At 44.2% G+C, this 19,616-nt stretch carries 33 protein-coding genes; all 33 read left to right on the forward strand.

Annotated elements, in window-relative coordinates; genetic code table 11:
* Positions 1-4 precede the first annotated feature (4 nt).
* The 33 genes from fusA to rplQ all read left to right on the forward strand — a co-directional run bounded on the left by fusA (position 5) and on the right by rplQ (position 19,463).
* Positions 5-2,083, forward strand: coding sequence for an elongation factor G (fusA, locus tag P855_RS0100150; RefSeq protein ID WP_028781710.1), 2,079 nt, complete (start codon positions 5-7; stop codon positions 2,081-2,083).
* A 129-nt stretch (positions 2,084-2,212) separates the two neighbouring features.
* Positions 2,213-3,403, forward strand: coding sequence for an elongation factor Tu (tuf, locus tag P855_RS0100155; RefSeq protein WP_028781711.1), 1,191 nt, complete (start codon positions 2,213-2,215; stop codon positions 3,401-3,403).
* A 1,108-nt stretch (positions 3,404-4,511) separates the two neighbouring features.
* Positions 4,512-4,820 (forward strand): 30S ribosomal protein S10, encoded by a 309-nt coding sequence (rpsJ, locus tag P855_RS0100160; protein WP_028781712.1) that lies wholly within the window; start codon positions 4,512-4,514, stop codon positions 4,818-4,820.
* A 33-nt stretch (positions 4,821-4,853) separates the two neighbouring features.
* Positions 4,854-5,486: a 50S ribosomal protein L3 gene (gene rplC / locus P855_RS0100165; protein ID WP_028781713.1), complete on the forward strand. Its 633-nt coding sequence runs from the start codon at positions 4,854-4,856 to the stop codon at positions 5,484-5,486.
* Between the two features lie 22 nt (positions 5,487-5,508).
* Positions 5,509-6,132 carry a 50S ribosomal protein L4 gene (gene rplD / locus P855_RS0100170; protein WP_028781714.1) on the forward strand — a complete coding sequence of 208 codons (624 nt, stop codon included), beginning with the start codon at positions 5,509-5,511 and terminating at the stop codon, positions 6,130-6,132.
* Positions 6,132-6,422, forward strand: coding sequence for a 50S ribosomal protein L23 (gene rplW / locus P855_RS0100175; protein WP_028781715.1), 291 nt, complete (start codon positions 6,132-6,134; stop codon positions 6,420-6,422). Before rplD ends, rplW begins: the two co-directional genes overlap by 1 nt.
* Before the next feature lie 32 nt (positions 6,423-6,454).
* A complete protein-coding gene (rplB, locus tag P855_RS0100180) occupies positions 6,455-7,285 on the forward strand; it encodes a 50S ribosomal protein L2 (RefSeq protein ID WP_028781716.1) in 831 nt (276 codons plus the stop codon).
* A 57-nt stretch (positions 7,286-7,342) separates the two neighbouring features.
* On the forward strand, positions 7,343-7,621 hold the full coding sequence (gene rpsS, locus P855_RS0100185) for a 30S ribosomal protein S19 (RefSeq protein WP_028781717.1): 279 nt from the start codon (positions 7,343-7,345) through the stop codon (positions 7,619-7,621).
* Between the two features lie 19 nt (positions 7,622-7,640).
* Entirely contained in the window at positions 7,641-7,982 is a 342-nt protein-coding gene (rplV, locus tag P855_RS0100190) for a 50S ribosomal protein L22 (protein WP_028781718.1), read from the forward strand.
* A 3-nt stretch (positions 7,983-7,985) separates the two neighbouring features.
* Complete coding sequence (gene rpsC, locus P855_RS0100195; protein WP_028781719.1) at positions 7,986-8,627, forward strand: 30S ribosomal protein S3; 642 nt, start codon at positions 7,986-7,988, stop codon at positions 8,625-8,627.
* Positions 8,628-8,645: 18 nt separating this feature from the next.
* Complete coding sequence (rplP, locus tag P855_RS0100200; protein ID WP_028781720.1) at positions 8,646-9,080, forward strand: 50S ribosomal protein L16; 435 nt, start codon at positions 8,646-8,648, stop codon at positions 9,078-9,080.
* Positions 9,070-9,270, forward strand: a complete 201-nt coding sequence (gene rpmC / locus P855_RS0100205; RefSeq protein WP_028781721.1) for a 50S ribosomal protein L29 — start codon at positions 9,070-9,072, stop codon at positions 9,268-9,270. Before rplP ends, rpmC begins: the two co-directional genes overlap by 11 nt.
* Before the next feature lie 24 nt (positions 9,271-9,294).
* Positions 9,295-9,558 (forward strand): 30S ribosomal protein S17, encoded by a 264-nt coding sequence (gene rpsQ / locus P855_RS0100210; protein WP_028781722.1) that lies wholly within the window; start codon positions 9,295-9,297, stop codon positions 9,556-9,558.
* A 43-nt stretch (positions 9,559-9,601) separates the two neighbouring features.
* On the forward strand, positions 9,602-9,970 hold the full coding sequence (rplN, locus tag P855_RS0100215) for a 50S ribosomal protein L14 (RefSeq protein ID WP_028781723.1): 369 nt from the start codon (positions 9,602-9,604) through the stop codon (positions 9,968-9,970).
* 35 nt (positions 9,971-10,005) lie between these two features.
* On the forward strand, positions 10,006-10,317 hold the full coding sequence (gene rplX / locus P855_RS0100220) for a 50S ribosomal protein L24 (protein WP_028781724.1): 312 nt from the start codon (positions 10,006-10,008) through the stop codon (positions 10,315-10,317).
* Positions 10,318-10,342: 25 nt separating this feature from the next.
* A complete protein-coding gene (gene rplE, locus P855_RS0100225; RefSeq protein WP_028781725.1) occupies positions 10,343-10,882 on the forward strand; it encodes a 50S ribosomal protein L5 in 540 nt (179 codons plus the stop codon).
* A 24-nt stretch (positions 10,883-10,906) separates the two neighbouring features.
* Positions 10,907-11,092: a type Z 30S ribosomal protein S14 gene (locus P855_RS21650; protein ID WP_082411863.1), complete on the forward strand. Its 186-nt coding sequence runs from the start codon at positions 10,907-10,909 to the stop codon at positions 11,090-11,092.
* A gap of 30 nt (positions 11,093-11,122) precedes the next feature.
* Positions 11,123-11,521 carry a 30S ribosomal protein S8 gene (gene rpsH / locus P855_RS0100235; protein WP_028781726.1) on the forward strand — a complete coding sequence of 133 codons (399 nt, stop codon included), beginning with the start codon at positions 11,123-11,125 and terminating at the stop codon, positions 11,519-11,521.
* 30 nt (positions 11,522-11,551) lie between these two features.
* Positions 11,552-12,088 (forward strand): 50S ribosomal protein L6, encoded by a 537-nt coding sequence (gene rplF, locus P855_RS0100240; RefSeq protein ID WP_028781727.1) that lies wholly within the window; start codon positions 11,552-11,554, stop codon positions 12,086-12,088.
* Positions 12,089-12,120: 32 nt separating this feature from the next.
* Positions 12,121-12,483 (forward strand): 50S ribosomal protein L18, encoded by a 363-nt coding sequence (gene rplR, locus P855_RS0100245; protein WP_028781728.1) that lies wholly within the window; start codon positions 12,121-12,123, stop codon positions 12,481-12,483.
* A gap of 20 nt (positions 12,484-12,503) precedes the next feature.
* Positions 12,504-13,007 (forward strand): 30S ribosomal protein S5, encoded by a 504-nt coding sequence (rpsE, locus tag P855_RS0100250; protein WP_028781729.1) that lies wholly within the window; start codon positions 12,504-12,506, stop codon positions 13,005-13,007.
* Between the two features lie 13 nt (positions 13,008-13,020).
* Complete coding sequence (rpmD, locus tag P855_RS0100255) at positions 13,021-13,206, forward strand: 50S ribosomal protein L30 (RefSeq protein WP_028781730.1); 186 nt, start codon at positions 13,021-13,023, stop codon at positions 13,204-13,206.
* Between the two features lie 28 nt (positions 13,207-13,234).
* Positions 13,235-13,675 carry a 50S ribosomal protein L15 gene (gene rplO, locus P855_RS0100260; protein ID WP_028781731.1) on the forward strand — a complete coding sequence of 147 codons (441 nt, stop codon included), beginning with the start codon at positions 13,235-13,237 and terminating at the stop codon, positions 13,673-13,675.
* Entirely contained in the window at positions 13,675-14,967 is a 1,293-nt protein-coding gene (secY, locus tag P855_RS0100265; protein ID WP_028781732.1) for a preprotein translocase subunit SecY, read from the forward strand. The genes rplO and secY overlap by 1 nt, the downstream gene beginning before the upstream one ends.
* Before the next feature lie 57 nt (positions 14,968-15,024).
* Complete coding sequence (locus P855_RS0100270) at positions 15,025-15,678, forward strand: adenylate kinase (protein WP_028781733.1); 654 nt, start codon at positions 15,025-15,027, stop codon at positions 15,676-15,678.
* Positions 15,675-16,421 carry a type I methionyl aminopeptidase gene (gene map, locus P855_RS0100275; RefSeq protein WP_028781734.1) on the forward strand — a complete coding sequence of 249 codons (747 nt, stop codon included), beginning with the start codon at positions 15,675-15,677 and terminating at the stop codon, positions 16,419-16,421. Before P855_RS0100270 ends, map begins: the two co-directional genes overlap by 4 nt.
* A 16-nt stretch (positions 16,422-16,437) precedes the next feature.
* Positions 16,438-16,773 (forward strand): KOW domain-containing RNA-binding protein, encoded by a 336-nt coding sequence (locus tag P855_RS0100280; RefSeq protein ID WP_028781735.1) that lies wholly within the window; start codon positions 16,438-16,440, stop codon positions 16,771-16,773.
* Complete coding sequence (infA, locus tag P855_RS0100285; protein WP_028781736.1) at positions 16,751-16,969, forward strand: translation initiation factor IF-1; 219 nt, start codon at positions 16,751-16,753, stop codon at positions 16,967-16,969. The genes P855_RS0100280 and infA overlap by 23 nt, the downstream gene beginning before the upstream one ends.
* A 35-nt stretch (positions 16,970-17,004) precedes the next feature.
* On the forward strand, positions 17,005-17,118 hold the full coding sequence (gene rpmJ / locus P855_RS0100290) for a 50S ribosomal protein L36 (protein WP_003156543.1): 114 nt from the start codon (positions 17,005-17,007) through the stop codon (positions 17,116-17,118).
* Between the two features lie 24 nt (positions 17,119-17,142).
* Positions 17,143-17,508, forward strand: coding sequence for a 30S ribosomal protein S13 (gene rpsM, locus P855_RS0100295; protein ID WP_028781737.1), 366 nt, complete (start codon positions 17,143-17,145; stop codon positions 17,506-17,508).
* A gap of 30 nt (positions 17,509-17,538) precedes the next feature.
* Entirely contained in the window at positions 17,539-17,928 is a 390-nt protein-coding gene (gene rpsK / locus P855_RS0100300; protein WP_028781738.1) for a 30S ribosomal protein S11, read from the forward strand.
* A gap of 184 nt (positions 17,929-18,112) precedes the next feature.
* A complete protein-coding gene (locus P855_RS0100305) occupies positions 18,113-19,057 on the forward strand; it encodes a DNA-directed RNA polymerase subunit alpha (RefSeq protein WP_028781739.1) in 945 nt (314 codons plus the stop codon).
* 46 nt (positions 19,058-19,103) lie between these two features.
* Positions 19,104-19,463, forward strand: a complete 360-nt coding sequence (gene rplQ / locus P855_RS0100310; RefSeq protein ID WP_028781740.1) for a 50S ribosomal protein L17 — start codon at positions 19,104-19,106, stop codon at positions 19,461-19,463.
* Positions 19,464-19,616: the final 153 nt, after the last annotated feature.

Genomic DNA, 19,616 nt, shown 5'->3' on the forward strand with positions numbered 1-19,616 from the left:
ATTCATGCCTAGAGAATTCTCCTTGGAGAAAACACGTAATATCGGTGTCATGGCTCACATTGACGCCGGTAAGACAACTGCTACTGAGCGTATCCTTTTCTATACAGGACGTATCCATAAAATTGGGGAAACTCACGAAGGTGCTTCCCAAATGGACTGGATGGAGCAGGAGCAAGAGCGCGGTATCACCATTACATCCGCAGCAACCACTGCTCAATGGAAAGGTCATCGTATCAACATCATTGATACACCAGGACACGTGGACTTCACAGTAGAAGTTGAGCGTTCCCTTCGTGTACTTGATGGATCTGTAGCCGTCCTTGATGCTCAATCAGGTGTTGAGCCTCAAACAGAAACAGTATGGCGCCAGGCTACGACATACGGCGTTCCGCGTATCGTATTCGTAAACAAAATGGACAAAATAGGTGCAGATTTCCTTTACTCTTTAAGCACCCTTAAAGATCGTCTTGGAGCGAATGCAGCAGCTGTCCAGCTTCCAATCGGTGCAGAAGATGAATTCGAAGGAATCATCGACTTGATTACGATGGAAGCATACTACTATATGGATGATTTGGGTACGCGTGCGGAAGCTCGTGAAATTCCTGACAGCCATAAAGAACAAGCGGAAGAGTACCGCAGCAAGTTGATTGAAGCTGTAGCAGATTTTGATGAAGACTTAATGATGAAATTCCTCGAAGGGGAAGAAGTCACTAATGATGAATTGAGATCAGCTATCCGCCAAGCAACATTGAGTGTGGAATTCTACCCTGTATTCTGTGGTTCTGCTTTCAAAAACAAAGGTGTCCAGCTATTGATTGATGGAGTTATTGATTACCTTCCATCACCATTAGATGTACCTCCAATTGAAGGTCATGTACCACAAACAGAAGAAGAAGTTGTCCGTAAAGCGGATGACAAAGAGCCTTTCTCCGCCTTGGCGTTTAAGGTTGCAACAGACCCGTATGTAGGTAAGCTTACTTTCTTCCGGGTATATTCCGGAACTTTGAAAGCTGGTTCATACGTGAAGAACTCTACGAAAGATAAGCGTGAGCGTGTAGGTCGTATCCTGCAGATGCACGCAAACTCTCGTGAAGAGATCTCTGAAGTATATGCAGGGGATATCGCGGGTGCTGTAGGTCTGAAGGATACTGGTACTGGTGACACATTGTGTGACGAGAAGAGTCTGGTAATCCTTGAGTCTATGGAATTCCCTGAGCCTGTTATCTCCGTTGCAATTGAACCAAAATCAAAGGCAGACCAGGATAAAATGGCTGTTGCCCTTGGTAAGCTGGCAGAAGAAGATCCGACTTTCGTAACTGAGACAGATACCGAAACTGGTCAAACGATCATTAAAGGTATGGGTGAACTTCACCTTGACATCATCGTCGATCGTCTCCGCCGCGAATTCAAAGTTGATGCTAATATCGGTGCTCCACAGGTTGCCTACCGCGAAACATTCCGCGGAAGCGCTGAAGTCGAAGGTAAATTCGTACGTCAGTCTGGTGGACGTGGACAATACGGTCACGTTTGGGTCAAATTCGAGCCAAACGAAGAAGGTGCAGGCTTTGAATTTGAAAATAAAATTGTCGGTGGTGTTGTTCCGCGTGAATACATCCCATCCGTAGAACAAGGGATTAAAGAATCCTTGGAAAACGGTGTATTAGCCGGATATCCGATGGTAGACATCAAAGCAACACTTTATGATGGTTCTTACCACGATGTCGACTCCAACGAGATGGCGTTTAAAGTTGCCGCTTCCATGGCACTTAAAGAAGCTAAGAACAAGTGTAAGCCAGTTCTTCTTGAGCCGTTGATGAAAGTAGAAGTTGTCATTCCTGAAGAATACATGGGTGATATCATGGGTGACGTCACTTCCCGTCGTGGCCGTGTAGAAGGAATGGAAGCTCGCGGTTCAGCTCAAGTGGTTAAAGCATTCGTACCACTATCTGAAATGTTCGGTTATGCAACAGCGTTGCGTTCCAACACACAAGGTCGTGGAACTTACTCCATGCATTTTGACCATTATGAAGAAGTACCGAAGAGCATTTCTGATGAAATCATCAAGAAAAATGCCGGTCAGTAATTGATTTTATTGACTAGATAAAGTATAAATTATATTGTAAGCTTAGAGGCAGCAGCATGTTGCTTCTGAGCTTCCTATAAAAAAGTTAAACCATAACAATTTGTTATTTATTTAAAGGAGGAACTATAAATGGGTAAAGAAAAATTTGATCGTTCCAAGTCCCACGTCAACATTGGTACTATTGGACACGTTGACCATGGTAAAACAACTCTAACTGCAGCAATCACTACAGTACTTCACAAGAAATCCGGTTCAGGTACTGCAATGGCTTATGACATGATTGACGGTGCTCCAGAAGAGCGTGAGCGTGGTATCACAATCGCTACTGCACACGTTGAGTATGAAACTGACACTCGTCACTATGCACACGTTGACTGCCCAGGTCACGCTGACTATGTTAAAAACATGATCACTGGTGCTGCGCAAATGGACGGTGCCATCCTGGTTGTATCTGCAGCTGACGGTCCAATGCCACAAACTCGTGAGCACATCCTTCTTTCTCGTCAAGTAGGTGTACCTGCGATCGTAGTATTCCTAAACAAAACAGACATGGTAGACGACGAAGAGCTTCTTGAACTAGTAGAAATGGAAGTTCGCGATCTATTGACTGAATATGAATTCCCTGGTGATGATGTACCAGTAATCAAAGGTTCTGCTCTTAAAGCCCTTGAAGGCGACGACGAGTACGAAGCTAAAATCTTCGAACTAATGGATGCTGTTGATGAGTACATCCCAACTCCTGAGCGTGACACTGACAAGCCATTCATGATGCCAGTAGAGGACGTATTCTCTATCACTGGTCGTGGTACAGTTGCAACTGGCCGTGTAGAACGTGGTCAAGTTAAAGTCGGTGACGAAATCGAAATCATCGGACTAATGCCAGAAGCTAAGAAAACAACTGTAACTGGTGTAGAAATGTTCCGTAAGCTTCTTGACTATGCAGAAGCTGGTGACAATATCGGTGCGCTACTTCGTGGTGTATCCCGTGAAGACATCAACCGTGGTCAAGTACTTGCTAAGCCAGGTTCTATCACTCCACACACGAAGTTCCGTGCAGAAGTTTATGTACTATCTAAAGAAGAAGGTGGACGTCACACTCCATTCTTCACTAACTATCGCCCACAGTTCTACTTCCGTACTACTGACGTAACTGGTGTTTGCCAGTTGCCTGAAGGAGTAGAGATGGTAATGCCTGGGGACAACGTTGAAATGACAGTTGAACTTATTTCTCCAATCGCTATCGAAGATGGAACTAAGTTCTCTATCCGTGAAGGTGGCCGTACAGTAGGCGCCGGCGTTGTTGCTGAAATCACTGAGTAATAACGACATTAACTATAAAAAGACAGCGATCTTAGCATCGCTGTCTTTTTTGCGTTTAGTGATGATCGAAAACTCTTAAACGCTTATACTTTGTTATACCTCATAATGAATATTCCATTTAAGCTCCCAATTGCTGAAGACTCAGTTTCGAGATGGTTGGGGCCGTTACCATGGCGGAATGGAATGGTCCGGGAAACAACTCGCTTTCCAGCTGCATCGCCTAGACACTCGCGACATAAGCAGTCCATCAACGGGAAGAAAGAACACTTCCCTTTTGCTGTTCTGCTTATGCGTGTCGTGTCTCCCAAGGCGATTACGCATTTATTTCTTTCCTGCGGGGGACCTGGCAAGCTTCCTCGGGCTAAAGCCCTGTGGGATCTTGCCTAGCCCCTTCTCCCGCGGGAGTCTCGCCGTTTCCCTTCCCATCCAGCCATTTGTATAATAAACGGCCCCTCCAAAAATAGAAAGAATGAAGCTGAAACCTTCATCTTGAGGCATTTTACACAGGAGGTAAAGGCACTAAAATCTTCAATCACAGGGCAGTTTTCTTAGGCTGATTTCGAGAACTTCCCATGACAAGGGGCGTAGGGAAACGGTGAGACTCCTGTGGGAGCTGAGTGATAGATGAGGCCCCGCAAGGCGAAGCCTGAGGAGACTCAGCACACGCCCACGGAAAGCGAATCGTTTCCCGCAGCCCCTTACCTCCATCAATATCTCGAAATCAAGTCTTCCATAATCCGGCCCTATTGTTGAATAAGCATATCACGGCGGCACTTTTCTCCGTCAATAATTGCTTTATTATTATATAGAAGAAACTCGTCAAAAACTCCTTTCCAAGTATTACTTACGAAGAATTTGAAGCATACTGGCAGTAAGGGTTGAAATGAGTAAAAGATGTTAGTATAATGATTTGAGTGTTGCTTCATAGATTCGTTGAATTTATGCTTGCATTCGCCAATATTCTTCTATATAATGAATAATGTTGGTCATAAAAGGCGATGAAGCGAAAGGTTGTTGGCACACCCGGCCCCTTTGCCATGGCGGGTGAGTCGAGGAATTTTCGCGGAGAAAGTCTATTTTAAAAAATGGGCGAAAAGGAGGGAAAATAATGGCAAAAGAGAAGATTCGTATTCGTTTAAAAGCGTATGATCATCGTATTCTTGATCAATCCGCTGAAAAAATCGTGGACACTGCGAAGCGTTCAGGTGCTAATGTATCTGGTCCAATCCCGCTTCCGACAGAAAAGAGCATTTACACAGTTTTGCGTGCGGTGCATAAGTACAAAGATGCTCGTGAGCAATTCGAAATGCGCACACACAAACGTCTAATCGACATCATTAATCCAACACCACAAACTGTAGATTCACTAATGCGTTTAGATCTGCCGTCTGGTGTAGATATCGAAATCAAACTATAATAGAAACTTTTAAATTAATAGGAGGTGTAACGGATGGCGAAAGGAATCTTAGGACGCAAAGTCGGCATGACTCAGGTTTTCTCTGAAAACGGCGAGTTGATCCCAGTTACAGTGGTTCAAGCCGAGCCGAACGTTGTTCTTCAAAAGAAGACAATGGAAAACGACGGTTATGAATCCCTGCAATTGGGCTTTGCTGATCAAAAGAAGAATCGCGTGAACAAAGCTGGGCAAGGACATGCTGATAAAGCAAACACCACCCCTAAGCGCTACGTTCGTGAAATCCGTAATGTAAATCTTGACGATTATGAAGTAGGTCAAGAAGTTAAGGTAGATATTTTCGAAGCTGGAGACATCATTGATGTCACTGGAACATCCAAGGGTAAAGGTTTCCAAGGTGCAATTAAGCGTCACAACCAATCCCGCGGACCAATGACACACGGCTCTCGTTATCACCGTCGTCCAGGGGCAATGGGTGTAATTGATCCAATGCGTGTATTCAAAGGTAAAAACCTTCCTGGTCAAATGGGTAATGAGCAAGTGACATTGCAAAATCTTGAAGTAGTACAAGTGGACGTAGATCGCAACTTGTTGCTTATCAAAGGTAATGTACCTGGCCCGAAAAAATCTTACGTTAAAATTTCAAGTGCAATCAAGGCTAGCAAATAATTAAAGGAAGGGAGGATTAGTCATGCCTAAAGTAGCACTATTAAACCAAAGTGGCTCTCAGGTAGGCGATGTGGAATTGAACGATGCCGTGTTCGGTATTGAGCCAAATACACACGTACTACATGAAGCAGTAGTTATGCAACGCGCATCTTTGCGTCAAGGCACACACAAAGTCAAGAATCGTTCAGAAGTGAGTGGCGGAGGCCGTAAACCATGGCGTCAAAAAGGTACAGGGCGTGCACGTCAAGGGTCTATCCGTTCCCCGCAATGGGTTGGCGGTGGAACTGTATTCGGTCCTACACCACGCAGCTACAGCTATAAGCTTCCAAAGAAAGTACGCCGTCTAGCACTTCGTTCTGCTCTTTCTTCTAAAATTAATGAAGAAAACGTAGTAGTGTTAGAGTCTCTTTCTTTCGATGCTCCAAAGACTAAAGAAGCAGTCAACATCCTTAAAGCTCTGGATGTCAACACAAAAGCGTTGATCGTCACAGCGGATGAAGATGAAAACGTAACTCGTTCAACAAACAACATTCCTAACGCTAAGACAGTAACTGTCGATCAGTTGAATGTATTGGATTTGTTGGCGCATGACAAGCTGATCCTGACGAAGGAAGCAGCTGACAAAGCAGGGGAGGTGCTTGCATAATGAAAGACGCTCGTGATATCATTAAGCGCCCTGTCATTACGGAACACTCTGCTGACCTTATGGGAGAAAAGAAATATACGTTTGAAGTAGATACCAAAGCGAACAAGACACAAATCAAGCATGCCGTAGAGGAAATCTTCGATGTGAAGGTTGAGCGTGTCAACACGTTGAACCTTAAAGGTAAGTTCAAGCGTATGGGTCGATATGGTGGCTACCGTTCTGACCGTAAGAAAGCAGTTGTCACTTTGACTGAAGATAGTAAAGAACTAGAATTCTTTGAAGGTGTATAAATAAAAACTCATTAGTGAAGGAGGGAAAAACGATGGCGATTAAAAAATACAGACCAACCACGAATGGTCGCAGATTTATGACTGGTTCTGATTTTGCTGAAATCACAACCGATAAGCCAGAAAAATCCTTGCTATCACCGTTGCACAAACGCGGCGGCCGTAACAACCAAGGTAAATTAACAGTTCGTCATCAAGGCGGCGGTCATAAGCGTCAATACCGTATCATCGACTTTAAGCGTGACAAAGATGGAATACCAGGACGCGTTGCTACAATCGAATACGATCCAAACCGTTCCGCTAACATTGCTTTAATCCACTATGTAGATGGTGAAAAGCGTTACATCCTTGCTCCAAAAGGATTGCAAGTAGGTAATGAAATCATGTCTGGTGAAGGTGCTGACATCAAAGCTGGTAACGCACTTCAATTGAAAGACATCCCGGTTGGTACAATCATCCACAACATTGAGCTTAAACCAGGACGCGGCGGCCAAATGGCACGCTCTGCCGGTGCGCAGGCTCAAGTGCTAGGCCGCGAAGATAAGTACACACTTGTACGTTTGACTTCTGGTGAAGTTCGTTTGGTTCTAAGCACTTGCCGTGCGACTATCGGCCAGGTAGGTAACCTGCAGCATGAACTGATCAACATTGGTAAAGCAGGACGTTCCCGTCACCTAGGCAAGCGCCCTACAGTACGTGGTTCTGTTATGAACCCTAGTGATCACCCACACGGTGGTGGTGAAGGACGCGCGCCAATCGGACGTAAGTCACCAATGTCTCCATGGGGTAAACCTACGCTTGGTCTTAAGACTCGTAAGCGTAACAAACCTACAGATAAGTATATTGTACGTAAACGTAAAAAATAACGGGGTTGATCGACGGGGGATGAAACCCGTCTCTCAATCACGAAGGGAGGTTTATGTATGGGTCGCAGCCTAAAAAAGGGACCTTTCGTAGATGACCATTTAATGAAAAAAGTTGAGAAATTGAATGAAGACGACAAAAAGCAAGTGGTTAAAACCTGGTCACGTCGTTCTACTATTTTCCCTAATTTTGTCGGACACACAATCGCAGTTTATGATGGACGTAAGCACGTACCAGTCTACGTTACAGAAGACATGGTAGGTCATAAGCTTGGCGAATTCGCGCCATCCCGTACGTTCAAGGGTCACTCCGGCGACGATAAGAAAACAAAACGCTAAATGAGAGGAGGCACTCTACATGCAAGCTAAAGCCGTTGCAAAAACCGTTCGTATTGCTCCTCGTAAAGTTCGTATTGTTATCGATTTGATTCGAGGAAAAAACGTTGGCGAAGCGATCGGTATTTTAAATAATACTCGTCGTGGCGCTTCTCCGGTTGTAGAAAAAGTATTGAAATCTGCTATCGCTAACGCAGAGCATAACTATGAACTAGATCCAGAAAACTTATATATTTCTGAGGCGTTTGTAAACGAAGGTGTAACAATGAAACGTTTCCGCCCACGCGCAATGGGACGTGCAAGCCAAATCAACAAACGCACCAGCCATATTACAGTTGTCGTATCAGAAAAGAAGGAGGGATAATCAGTGGGTCAAAAAGTTAATCCGGTAGGTCTTCGTGTAGGCGTCATCCGCGATTGGGAATCCAAGTGGTACGCTGGTAAAGACTATGCAGACTTACTACATGAAGACATTAAGATTCGTGAATATGTTGAACAACGTCTGAAGGATGCTGCAGTATCAACGATCGAAATTGAACGTGCAGCAAACCGCGTGAACATCACCATCCACACAGCTAAGCCTGGTATGGTTATCGGTAAGGGCGGCTCTGAAGTGGAAGCACTTCGTAAGTCATTGAACAACCTTACTGGCAAGCGAGTTCACATTAACATTGTAGAAGTTAAAAAAGCTGACTTGAATGCAACATTGGTTGCTGAAAATATCGCACGTCAATTGGAAAACCGTATTTCTTTCCGTCGTGCTCAAAAACAAACAATCCAACGTGCTATGCGCGCAGGTGCTAAAGGTATCCGTACACAAGTATCCGGACGTCTTGGCGGCGCAGACATCGCTCGTGCAGAACATTATAGTGAAGGTACCGTTCCACTACACACACTTCGTGCAGATATCGATTACGGAACTGCAGAAGCAGACACCACATACGGTAAGCTTGGTGTTAAAGTGTGGATCTATCGTGGAGAAGTCCTTCCAACTAAAAACAACAACTAAGGAAGGGGGAAAAGCATTATGTTAATGCCTAAACGTGTCAAGTATCGTCGTCAACACCGTACTAGTTTGAAAGGCCGTGCAAAAGGCGGAACTTCAGTAGCATTCGGTGAATATGGTTTGCAAGCTGTAGAGCCTGCATGGATTACTAGCCGTCAAATCGAGGCAGCGCGTATCGCGATGACTCGTTACATGAAGCGTGGCGGTAAGGTTTGGATTAAAATCTTCCCTGACAAACCTTATACTGCTAAACCCCTAGAGGTCCGCATGGGTTCCGGTAAAGGTGCTCCAGAAGGATGGGTTGCAGTAGTAAAACCTGGGAAAATCATGTTTGAAATCGCAGGTGTATCAGAAGAAGTAGCACGCGAAGCGTTGCGCCTTGCTTCTCACAAACTGCCGATCAAGACTAAATTCGTAAAACGTGAAGAAATTGGTGGTGAAATCAATGAAGGCTAATGAAATCAGAGAATTAACCACTGCCGAAATTGAACAAAAAGTTAAATCTTTAAAAGAAGAACTTTTCAACCTACGTTTCCAGCTGGCAACAGGTCAACTTGAGAACACAGCACGTATCCGTCAAGTTCGCAAGTCCATTGCAAAAATGAAGACCGTTGTTCGCGAAAGAGAGCTAGGCGTAAATAACTAATAGTTGAGAGGAGGTTACCCTCACATGAGTGAACGTAACAATCGTAAGGTTTACACTGGTCGTGTAGTATCTGACAAGATGGACAAAACCATTACGGTAATGGTTGAAACGTATAAATTCCACCAGCTTTATGGCAAGCGTGTCAAATACTCCAAGAAGTTCAAAACACATGACGAAAACAACCAAGCTAAAAACGGCGATATCGTACGTATTATGGAAACTCGCCCGCTATCAGCTACAAAGCGTTTCCGTTTGGTTGAAATCGTTGAAGAGTCAGTAATTATCTAATTAAAGTTCGCTCGGAAGGATTCCGAAGGGAGGTTACAACGATATGATCCAACAAGAGAGTCGTTTAAAAGTCGCAGACAACTCTGGTGCTCGTGAAATCCAGGCAATCAAAGTGTTAGGTGGTTCCGGACGTAAGACTGCCAACATCGGTGACGTCATCGTTGCTACGGTAAAACAAGCAACACCAGGAGGCGTTGTTAAAAAAGGTGAGGTAGTAAGAGCAGTAATCGTACGTTCTAAGAGCGGAGCTCGCCGTAAAGATGGTTCTTACATTCGATTTGATGAGAACGCAGCCGTAATCATTCGTGACGATAAAGGACCACGCGGAACTCGTATCTTCGGTCCAGTTGCTCGTGAATTACGTGATGAAAAATTCATGAAAATCGTATCTCTAGCTCCAGAAGTACTATAAAGAATGAATCGCGTTGTTAAGGAGGTGCGTCAAGCATGCATGTGAAAAAAGGCGATAAGGTAATGGTCATTTCCGGTAAGGACAAAGGCAAGCAAGGCTCTGTACTTGAAGCTTACCCGAAAAATGAACGTGTACTAGTCGAAGGGATCAACGTGGTTAAAAAACACGCGAAACCTTCTCAAGATAACCCACAAGGTGGAATCCTCAACCAGGAAGCACCTATCCATGTATCTAATGTGATGCCGATCGATCCGAAATCCGGCGAACCAACACGCGTTGGATATAAGGAAGAAAACGGAAAGAAAGTTCGTATCGCTAAAAAGTCTGGTGAAACGTTAGGTAACTAATTAGCGACGAAAGGAGGGCCATACGATGAACGAACTAAAGAAAAAGTATCAAGAAGAAGTAGTGCCATCTTTGATGGAAAAATTCAATTATGACTCTATCATGCAAACACCTAAAGTTGAGAAAATTGTAGTCAACATGGGTGTAGGTGATGCAGTACAAAATGCGAAAGCTTTGGATACTGCTGTTGAAGAATTATCACTTATCACTGGTCAAAAACCAATGGTGACACGCGCGAAGAAATCAATCGCTGGCTTCCGCCTTCGTGAAGGAATGCCAATCGGCGCGAAAGTCACACTTCGCGGTGAGCGCATGTATGAATTCTTGCAAAAGTTGATTGCTGTTTCCCTGCCACGTGTACGTGACTTCCGTGGTATCTCTAAGAAAGCATTCGACGGCCGAGGAAACTACACGCTTGGCGTAAAAGAACAATTGATTTTCCCAGAGATTAATTATGATAAAGTCAACAAAGTGCGTGGAATGGATATCGTTGTAGTAACTACAGCGAACACTGATGAAGAAGCGCGTGAACTCTTAGCTCAGTTTGGCATGCCGTTTCAAAAATAATGAGCTAACAAAGGAGGGAAAATTGTGGCTAAAAAATCAATGATCGCGAAACAAAAGCGACCACAGAAATATAAAGTTCAGGAATATACACGTTGTGAGCGTTGTGGACGTCCTCATTCCGTACTACGCAAATTCAAACTTTGCCGTATTTGCTTCCGTGAACTTGCATATAAAGGACAAATTCCTGGCGTCAAAAAAGCTAGCTGGTAAAGAGCCCGATAGGGAAGGAGGTAACAAGTTATGACAATGACAGATCCGATTGCAGATATGCTGACACGTATTCGTAATGCCAACATGGTTCGCCATGAGAAGTTGGAGCTTCCAGCTTCAAACTTGAAGAAGGAGATCGCTGATATCCTTAAACGTGAAGGTTTTGTACGTGATTTTGAATATGTAGAAGACAATCATCAAGGAATGCTACGTATTTTCCTGAAATACGGACAAAACGACGAACGTGTTATTACTGGACTGAAACGCATCAGTAAACCAGGATTGCGTGTTTACGCAAAAGCAGAAGAGCTGCCTAAAGTATTGAATGGTTTAGGTGTAGCTATCGTTTCCACATCAAAAGGTGTATTGACCGATAAAGAAGCACGTGAGCAGGCTATTGGCGGCGAAGTGCTTGCCTATATCTGGTAATCTTATATAGAAGACAGGAGGTGCAAAGTTATGTCTCGCGTAGGTTTTAAATCATTAGAACTTCCAGAAGGTGTTGAGGTTAAAAATAACAACAACACGGTTACAGTGAAAGGTCCTAAAGGGGAACTTACTCAAACGTTCCATCAGGATATGACAATCAAACTCGAAGATAATGTTCTTACAGTAGAGCGTCCAAGCGAAAGTAAAGAACATCGTGCCCTTCATGGAACAACTCGCAGCCTGATCGGAAACATGGTTGAAGGAGTATCCAAAGGTTACGAAAAAAGTCTTGAAATCATCGGGGTAGGTTACCGTGCGACAAAACAAGGTAACAAAGTAACTATCAATGCTGGTTATTCCCACCCTGTAGAAGTAGAACAGCGCGATGGTATTGAAATCGATGTTCCTTCCAACACCAAGGTTGTAGTGAAAGGTATCGATAAGGAATTGGTTGGAGCTGTAGCTGCCAACATTCGTGCGATTCGTCCGCCAGAGCCTTACAAAGGTAAAGGTATCCGTTATGAAGGCGAATATGTACGTCGTAAAGAAGGTAAAACTGCTAAGTAAGGGCAAGTAAGCAACAGAAAGGAGTGACCTTGATGATCACTAAGCCTGATAAAAATGTGACACGGAAGAAAAGACATGCTCGTGTACGTCGCAGCATTTCTGGAACTGCTGCACGCCCACGTTTGAACGTATATCGCTCTAACAAGCACATCTACGCTCAATTGATCGATGATGTGAACCAGGTGACTGTAGCTAGTGCTTCTACCAACGATAACGGTGTCGAAGTTGAAAGCACTGGAAACGTGGAAGCTGCTAAGAAAGTCGGAGAATTGATTGCACAACGTGCACAAGAAAATGGATATAAGAACGTCGTATTTGACCGTGGCGGTTACTTATATCATGGACGTGTAAAAGCATTAGCAGAAGCCGCTCGTGAAGCCGGCCTTGAATTTTAATCGTTAAAGGAGGGACATATATGCGAACAAATATCGACCCTAGTAAACTAGATCTAGAAGAACGCGTGGTAACAGTAAACCGTGTAGCAAAGGTAGTTAAAGGTGGACGTCGTTTCCGCTTTGCGGCATTGGTTGTTGTAGGTGATAAAAATGGTCACGTCGGATTCGGTACTGGTAAAGCCCAAGAGGTACCAGAAGCGATCAAAAAGGCGATTGACGATGCGAAGAAAAACTTGATCAGTGTACCAGTCGTTGGTACGACTATTCCACATGAAATCCATGGACAATTCGGCGCTGGAAACATTCTATTGAAGCCGGCTGCAGAAGGTACCGGAGTAATCGCTGGCGGCCCTGTCCGTGCCGTACTTGAGCTTGCAGGTGTAGGCGATATCCTGTCTAAATCACTGGGATCCAACACACCAATCAACATGGTACGTGCAACAATCAGCGGCCTGAACGAGCTTAAGCGTGCGGAAGATGTAGCTAAACTACGTGGAAAGTCTGTAGAAGAACTGTTAGGATAAGGAGGGAAATAACATGGCTAAAAAGTTGGAAGTTACCCTCACGCGCAGTGTGATCGGCAGACCTGAAGACCAACGTCTAACTGTCAAAACACTTGGCTTGAATAAAATTCGTCAATCAGTGGTACTAGAAGACACTCCGTCTAATCGTGGAATGGTCAACAAAGTATCCCACTTGGTTGCAGTTAAAGAAGTAGAATAAACATTAAGCGCAAAGAGGAGGTGCTCGCATGAAACTACATGAATTGAAGCCATCAAAAGGTGCTCGTAAAGAACGTAACCGTGTCGGACGCGGAATGGCTACAGGGAATGGTAAAACTTCCGGACGTGGTCATAAAGGACAAAAAGCTCGTTCCGGCGGTGGTACTCGTCCAGGGTTCGAAGGTGGACAAATGCCATTGTTCCAACGTCTTCCTAAGCGTGGATTCACTAACATCCATCGTAAGGAACTCGCTATCGTAAACCTTGATGCACTTAATCGCTTTGATGAAGGCACAGAGGTTACTCCTGAGCTTTTACTTGAAACTGGCGTGGTAAGTAATGAAAAAGCTGGTATCAAGATTCTTGGTAACGGATCAATCGAGAAAAAACTTACAGTAAAAGCTCACAAGTTCTCTGCTTCAGCTAAAGAAGCAATTGAAGCAGCGGGCGGTCAAACTGAGGTGATTTAATGTTCCGGACAATCTCCAATTTTATGCGCGTGGGTGATATTCGGCAAAAAATCATATTCACACTATTGATGTTGATTGTATTCCGTTTTGGTACTTTTATCCCTGTCCCATTCACGGATAAAAACGCCATTAATTTTATGGATGAACAGAATGCCTTCGGGTTCCTGAATACTTTCGGGGGCGGTGCGTTACAGAACTTTTCCATTTTTGCTATGGGGATCATGCCCTACATTACTGCTTCCATCATCATGCAATTATTGCAGATGGATGTAGTTCCTAAGTTTGCGGAATGGAAGAAGCAAGGGGAAGTGGGCCGCCGGAAATTGGCTCAGTTCACCCGTTATGGAACCATCGTTCTGGCATTTATTCAGGCGATCGGAATGTCGATCGGATTCAACGCTATGACGCAGGGGCAGTTAATCCAGAACCCTGGAGTAGGTAAGTTCCTTGTTATTGCGTTGGTACTGACCGGCGGTACGGCATTCTTGATGTGGCTTGGGGAACAAATCACTGCCAACGGAGTTGGAAACGGGATTTCCATCCTGATTTTTGCGGGTATCGTAGCTGCTATTCCCCAAGGTGTGAATCAGTTGTATGATAAGTACCTTGCTGATCCTGGTGAACAATTGTTTATCAACATCGTAATCATGGCAATCATTCTACTAGTAATCGTAGCTGTTGTAGTAGGAGTCATCTTCATTCAACAGGCACTACGTAAAATTCCAGTCCAATATGCCAAACGCCTTGTAAACCGTTCACCTGTAGGTGGTCACTCTACGCATTTGCCGATTAAAGTGAATGCGGCTGGGGTAATCCCGGTCATTTTTGCAATTTCCTTTATCATCGCTCCGCGTACTATTGCTGGATTCTTTGAAGGAAGTGAAGTTGCAAGCACGATTGAATATATTTTCAACTATCAAAACTGGCCTGGAATGGTCATTTATGTTGCTTTGATCATTGCCTTCACGTACTTCTATACTTTTGTTCAAGTCAACCCTGAACAAATGGCAGAAAACTTGAAGAAGCAAGGCGGATATGTTCCTGGCATCCGGCCAGGACATAATACTGAAACTTATTTGACACGAGTAATGTATCGTCTTACTTTCGTAGGCTCGATTTTCCTTGCTGCCGTATCGATTCTGCCGATCATACTTGGGTCATTGGCAAACCTGCCACCTAGCATCCAAATTGGTGGTACCAGCTTACTCATCGTCGTAGGGGTTGCCCTTGAAATGATGAAACAGCTGGAAAGTCAATTAGTGAAACGTCACTATAAAGGTTTTATCAAATAAACATCCTGCGTGATTGTGATTGCATATGGATGACAACATGAGAGCGAGGGGAATAAGTTGAATTTAATTCTGATGGGTCTTCCTGGTGCCGGCAAGGGCACTCAGGCTGAAAAGATAGTCGAAAAATATAACATCCCTCATATCTCAACTGGAGATATGTTCCGTTTAGCTATCAAAGAAGGAACAGCATTAGGTAAAGAAGCAAAATCATTCATGGACAAAGGCGAATTGGTTCCGGATGAGGTTACTATCGGAATTGTTCGTGAACGTCTTAGCAAAGATGATTGTCAAAAAGGTTTCTTGCTGGATGGTTTTCCAAGAACTATCGCTCAAGCCGAAGCCCTCGAAAATCTGTTGAAAGATATGAACGAATCATTAGATTATGTTCTTCATATTGATGTTCCGACCGATCAACTGGTAGAACGTTTGACAGGAAGACGTGTTTGCCCGACATGTGGTGCAACTTACCACGTCATCTACAACCCTCCCGAAGTGGAAGGGAAATGTGACAAGGATGGTTCTGAGTTGATTCAACGGGAAGATGACCAGCCAGGAACTGTCCGTAAACGTTTGGACGTAAATATTGAGCAAACACAACCAATGTTGGACTTCTATAAGGAAAAAGGCTATTTAGTAACAATTGAAGGTGACCAGGATATCAAACAAGTATTCAAGGACATCGATGCAAAGCTCGGAGGCTTATCTAAATGATCATCACTAAGACACCACGGGAAATTGAAATCATGCGTGAAGCGGGCAATATTGTCGCCCATACGCACCAAGAGTTGAAAAAACACATTCAACCAGGTATCACTACTGGAGAATTGGACCGTATTGCAGAGGAGTTCATCAGCAGTAGGGATGCAATTCCTTCCTTTAAGGGGTATAATGGTTTCCGTGGTAGTATTTGCGCCTCGGTCAATGAAGAGCTTGTTCATGGAATTCCGGGGGACCGGAAATTGAATGAAGGAGATATCATCAGCATTGACATCGGTGCTAAATACAAAGGATATCATGGCGATTCTGCCTGGACTTATCCAGTCGGTGAAATTGATGAAAAGACAGAGGATTTGCTGAGAGTTACTGAAACATCCTTGTTCAAAGGGCTTGATGAAGCAAAACCAGGTGTACGCCTTTCAAATATATCGCATGCCATTCAAAGTTATGTTGAGTCGTTAGGATACTCTATTGTCCGTGAGTATGTAGGACACGGAGTTGGCCAGGAACTTCATGAGGATCCACAGATCCCTCATTATGGTCCACCAAACAAAGGGCCAAGGTTGAAGCCTGGTATGGTATTAGCGGTTGAGCCTATGGTGAATGCAGGGAAAAGGTATGTCAAAACACTTGCAGATAATTGGACGGTCGTCACTCAAGATGGTAAGATGTGTGCGCACTTCGAACATACCATCGTTATTACTGAAGAAGGTTATGAGATTTTAACCAAAGCCTAAGTGAAGGTGATCGTGATTGAACGAAACTGAGTCGAGTCCACGAATAGGTCAAGTTGTTCGTATTGTACAGGGACGTGAAGCAGAGCAGTATATGGTTGTCATCGGTTTACTTGACGATCGTTTTTTGCTGCTTGCTGATGGGGAGAAACGAAAGTTTGATCGACCAAAGAAAAAGAATCTGCAGCACGTGGAGCTGATGGATTTCGTTTCTCCAGAAGTCCAACACAGCCTTCTAGAAACTGGTCGCGTCACAAATGGTAAGCTGCGTTTTGCCGTAACCAAATTTATCAATGAAGTAGTGACTGATTTGAAGAAGGGAGATCAACTCGATGGCGAAAGACGATGTAATTGAAGTGGAAGGGACCGTCGTTGAAACTCTACCGAACGCAATGTTTAAGGTAGAGCTTGAGAACGAACACACAGTTCTTGCACATGTTTCTGGTAAAATTCGCATGCATTTTATTCGAATCTTGCCTGGAGACAAAGTGACGGTTGAGCTTTCCCCATATGATTTGACAAGAGGACGAATTACGTACCGTTATAAATAGCATGAAATGCTCCGATCTAAAAGGAGGTATGGATCATGAAGGTAAGGCCTTCTGTAAAACCAATTTGCGAAAAATGCAAAGTTATCCGTCGTAAAGGTAAAGTAATGGTAATTTGCGAAAATCCTAAGCATAAACAAAAACAAGGTTAATTCTGAAGGAGGTGCACGTAACCTATGGCACGTATTGCAGGTATTGATATTCCTCGTGACAAGCGCGTCGTTGTTTCTTTGACTTACATCTATGGCATTGGTAAATCCGCTGCTAAAGATGTGCTGGCAAAAGCCGGTGTTTCTGAAGATACCCGCGTCCGCGACTTGACTGAGGACGAACTAGCTAAAATCCGTAAAGCAATTGAAGACTATAACGTTGAAGGTGATCTTCGCCGTGAAGTTTCTCTTAACATCAAACGTTTGATTGAAATCGGTTCTTACCGTGGGATCCGCCATCGTCGCGGCCTTCCAGTACGCGGACAGAAGACGAAGAATAACTCCCGTACTCGTAAGGGACCACGTCGTACCGTTGCTAATAAACGTAAATAATCGCTTGATAAAGGAGGTAAATACAACAATATGGCACGTAAAACTAACACTCGTAAACGTCGTGTGAAAAAGAATATTGAGAGTGGTGTGGCTCATATCCGTTCCACTTTCAACAATACGATCGTTACTATCACCGATGTGCAAGGTAACGCAGTAAGCTGGAGCAGTGCTGGTTCCCTGGGTTTTAAGGGTTCTCGTAAATCTACTCCATTCGCTGCTCAAATGGCTTCTGAAGCTGCAGCTAAAGCAGCACAAGAGCATGGTTTGAAAACATTGGAAGTAACCGTTAAAGGCCCAGGTGCTGGACGTGAAGCTGCCATCCGTGCACTTCAGGCAGCAGGCTTGGAAGTCACAGCTATTCGTGATGTAACACCTGTACCTCACAATGGTTGCCGTCCGCCAAAACGTCGTCGTGTATAATTTTTCTGTATAGAATTTGTAACCCTGTCTATAATGGGTTATGATAGCTATTTAACAGCAACGCATGTATAACTGATAATACGGAACGTTAATTGTTCTAAATCGGGGACTGCCTACCTGAGGAATTTCGGTTAGACAGGAGGTCTAACCGAGGTTTCGACGTTTTGAAGGAGGGTTTTGTTTAATGATCGAAATTGAAAAGCCGAAAATTGAAACGGTTGAGATCAGCGATGACGCCACTTTTGGGAAATTCGTTGTCGAACCGCTCGAACGCGGGTATGGTACAACACTAGGTAACTCCTTACGTCGTATCCTACTATCCTCGCTTCCTGGCGCTGCTGTCACATCTGTTCAGATGGAAGGGGCTCTTCATGAGTTCTCCACTATTGATGGGGTTGTAGAAGATGTTACCACTATCATTCTGAACCTGAAGCAGTTGGCTCTGAAGATTTATTCTGATGAGGAAAAGACTTTAGAAATTGATGTACAGGGTGAAGGGAAAGTAACTGCTGCTGACATTACGCATGATAGTGATATCGAGGTATTAAATCCTGATCTTCATATTGCAACGCTTGGTCCGAATGCCAACCTGCAAATGCGTATCACAGCTGAACGTGGTAGGGGATATCGCCCGGCAGAGGGGAACAACCACGAAGATTTACCCATCGGAGTCATTCCTGTTGATTCCATCTTCACACCAGTGTCACGTGTAACTTACCAGGTGGAAAATACACGTGTCGGTCAGTCTGCAAACTTTGATAAGCTTACGCTTGATGTATGGACAGATGGAAGCATCCGTCCAGAAGAGGCTGTATCTCTAGGTGCTAAAGTCTATATGGAACACCTCAATATCTTTGTAGGCCTGACTGATGAAGCTCAAAAAGCGGAAATCATGGTTGAGAAAGAAGAGGACCAAAAAGAAAAAGTGCTTGAGATGACTATTGAAGAACTTGATTTGTCTGTACGTTCTTATAATTGTCTGAAACGTGCTGGAATCAATACAGTCCAGGAACTGGCTCATAAGTCAGAAGAAGACATGATGAAGGTTCGTAACCTCGGGCGTAAGTCGCTTGAAGAAGTAAAATACAAGTTAGATGAACTCGGACTTGGTCTAAGAAAAGACGATTGATCGATAGATTGCATCTAAGAGAGTCCAAACAAGGGAGGGATAATCAATGGCTAGAAAATTGGGTCGTACTACAGATCAGCGCTTAGCGTTGCTGCGCAACCTGGCGACAGATCTAATTATCCATGAACGTATTGAAACGACTGAAGCAAAAGCAAAAGAGCTTCGTTCTGTCGTGGACAAAATGATCACACTTGGCAAGCGTGGAGACCTGCACGCTCGTCGTCAAGCAGAAGCGTATCTATACAGTGCTTCAGCTGATGAAGAAGGGGATCAGTCAGCACTACAAAAACTATTCTCTGACATCGCTCCGCGCTATGAGGATCGTCAAGGTGGTTACACTCGTGTCCTGAAACTTGGCGAACGTCAAGGAGATGGCGCGAAAATGGCGATCATTGAATTAGTTTAATGAATAACAAGGGTGCAAAAGGGCAGGACGGAATCTCAGCTAGAGGTTGGTTCCAGCCCTTTTTTGTTTTGCACCATTACAGGAATTTCCCGATCTTCCAAGGAAATCAGACATTATTTCCGGGGAAATAATGTATTAGCCGAGCAGAGGGGG

The organism is Thalassobacillus devorans MSP14, from assembly GCF_000496835.1.
GTDB classification, from domain to species: domain Bacteria; phylum Bacillota; class Bacilli; order Bacillales; family Halobacillaceae; genus Thalassobacillus; species Thalassobacillus devorans_B.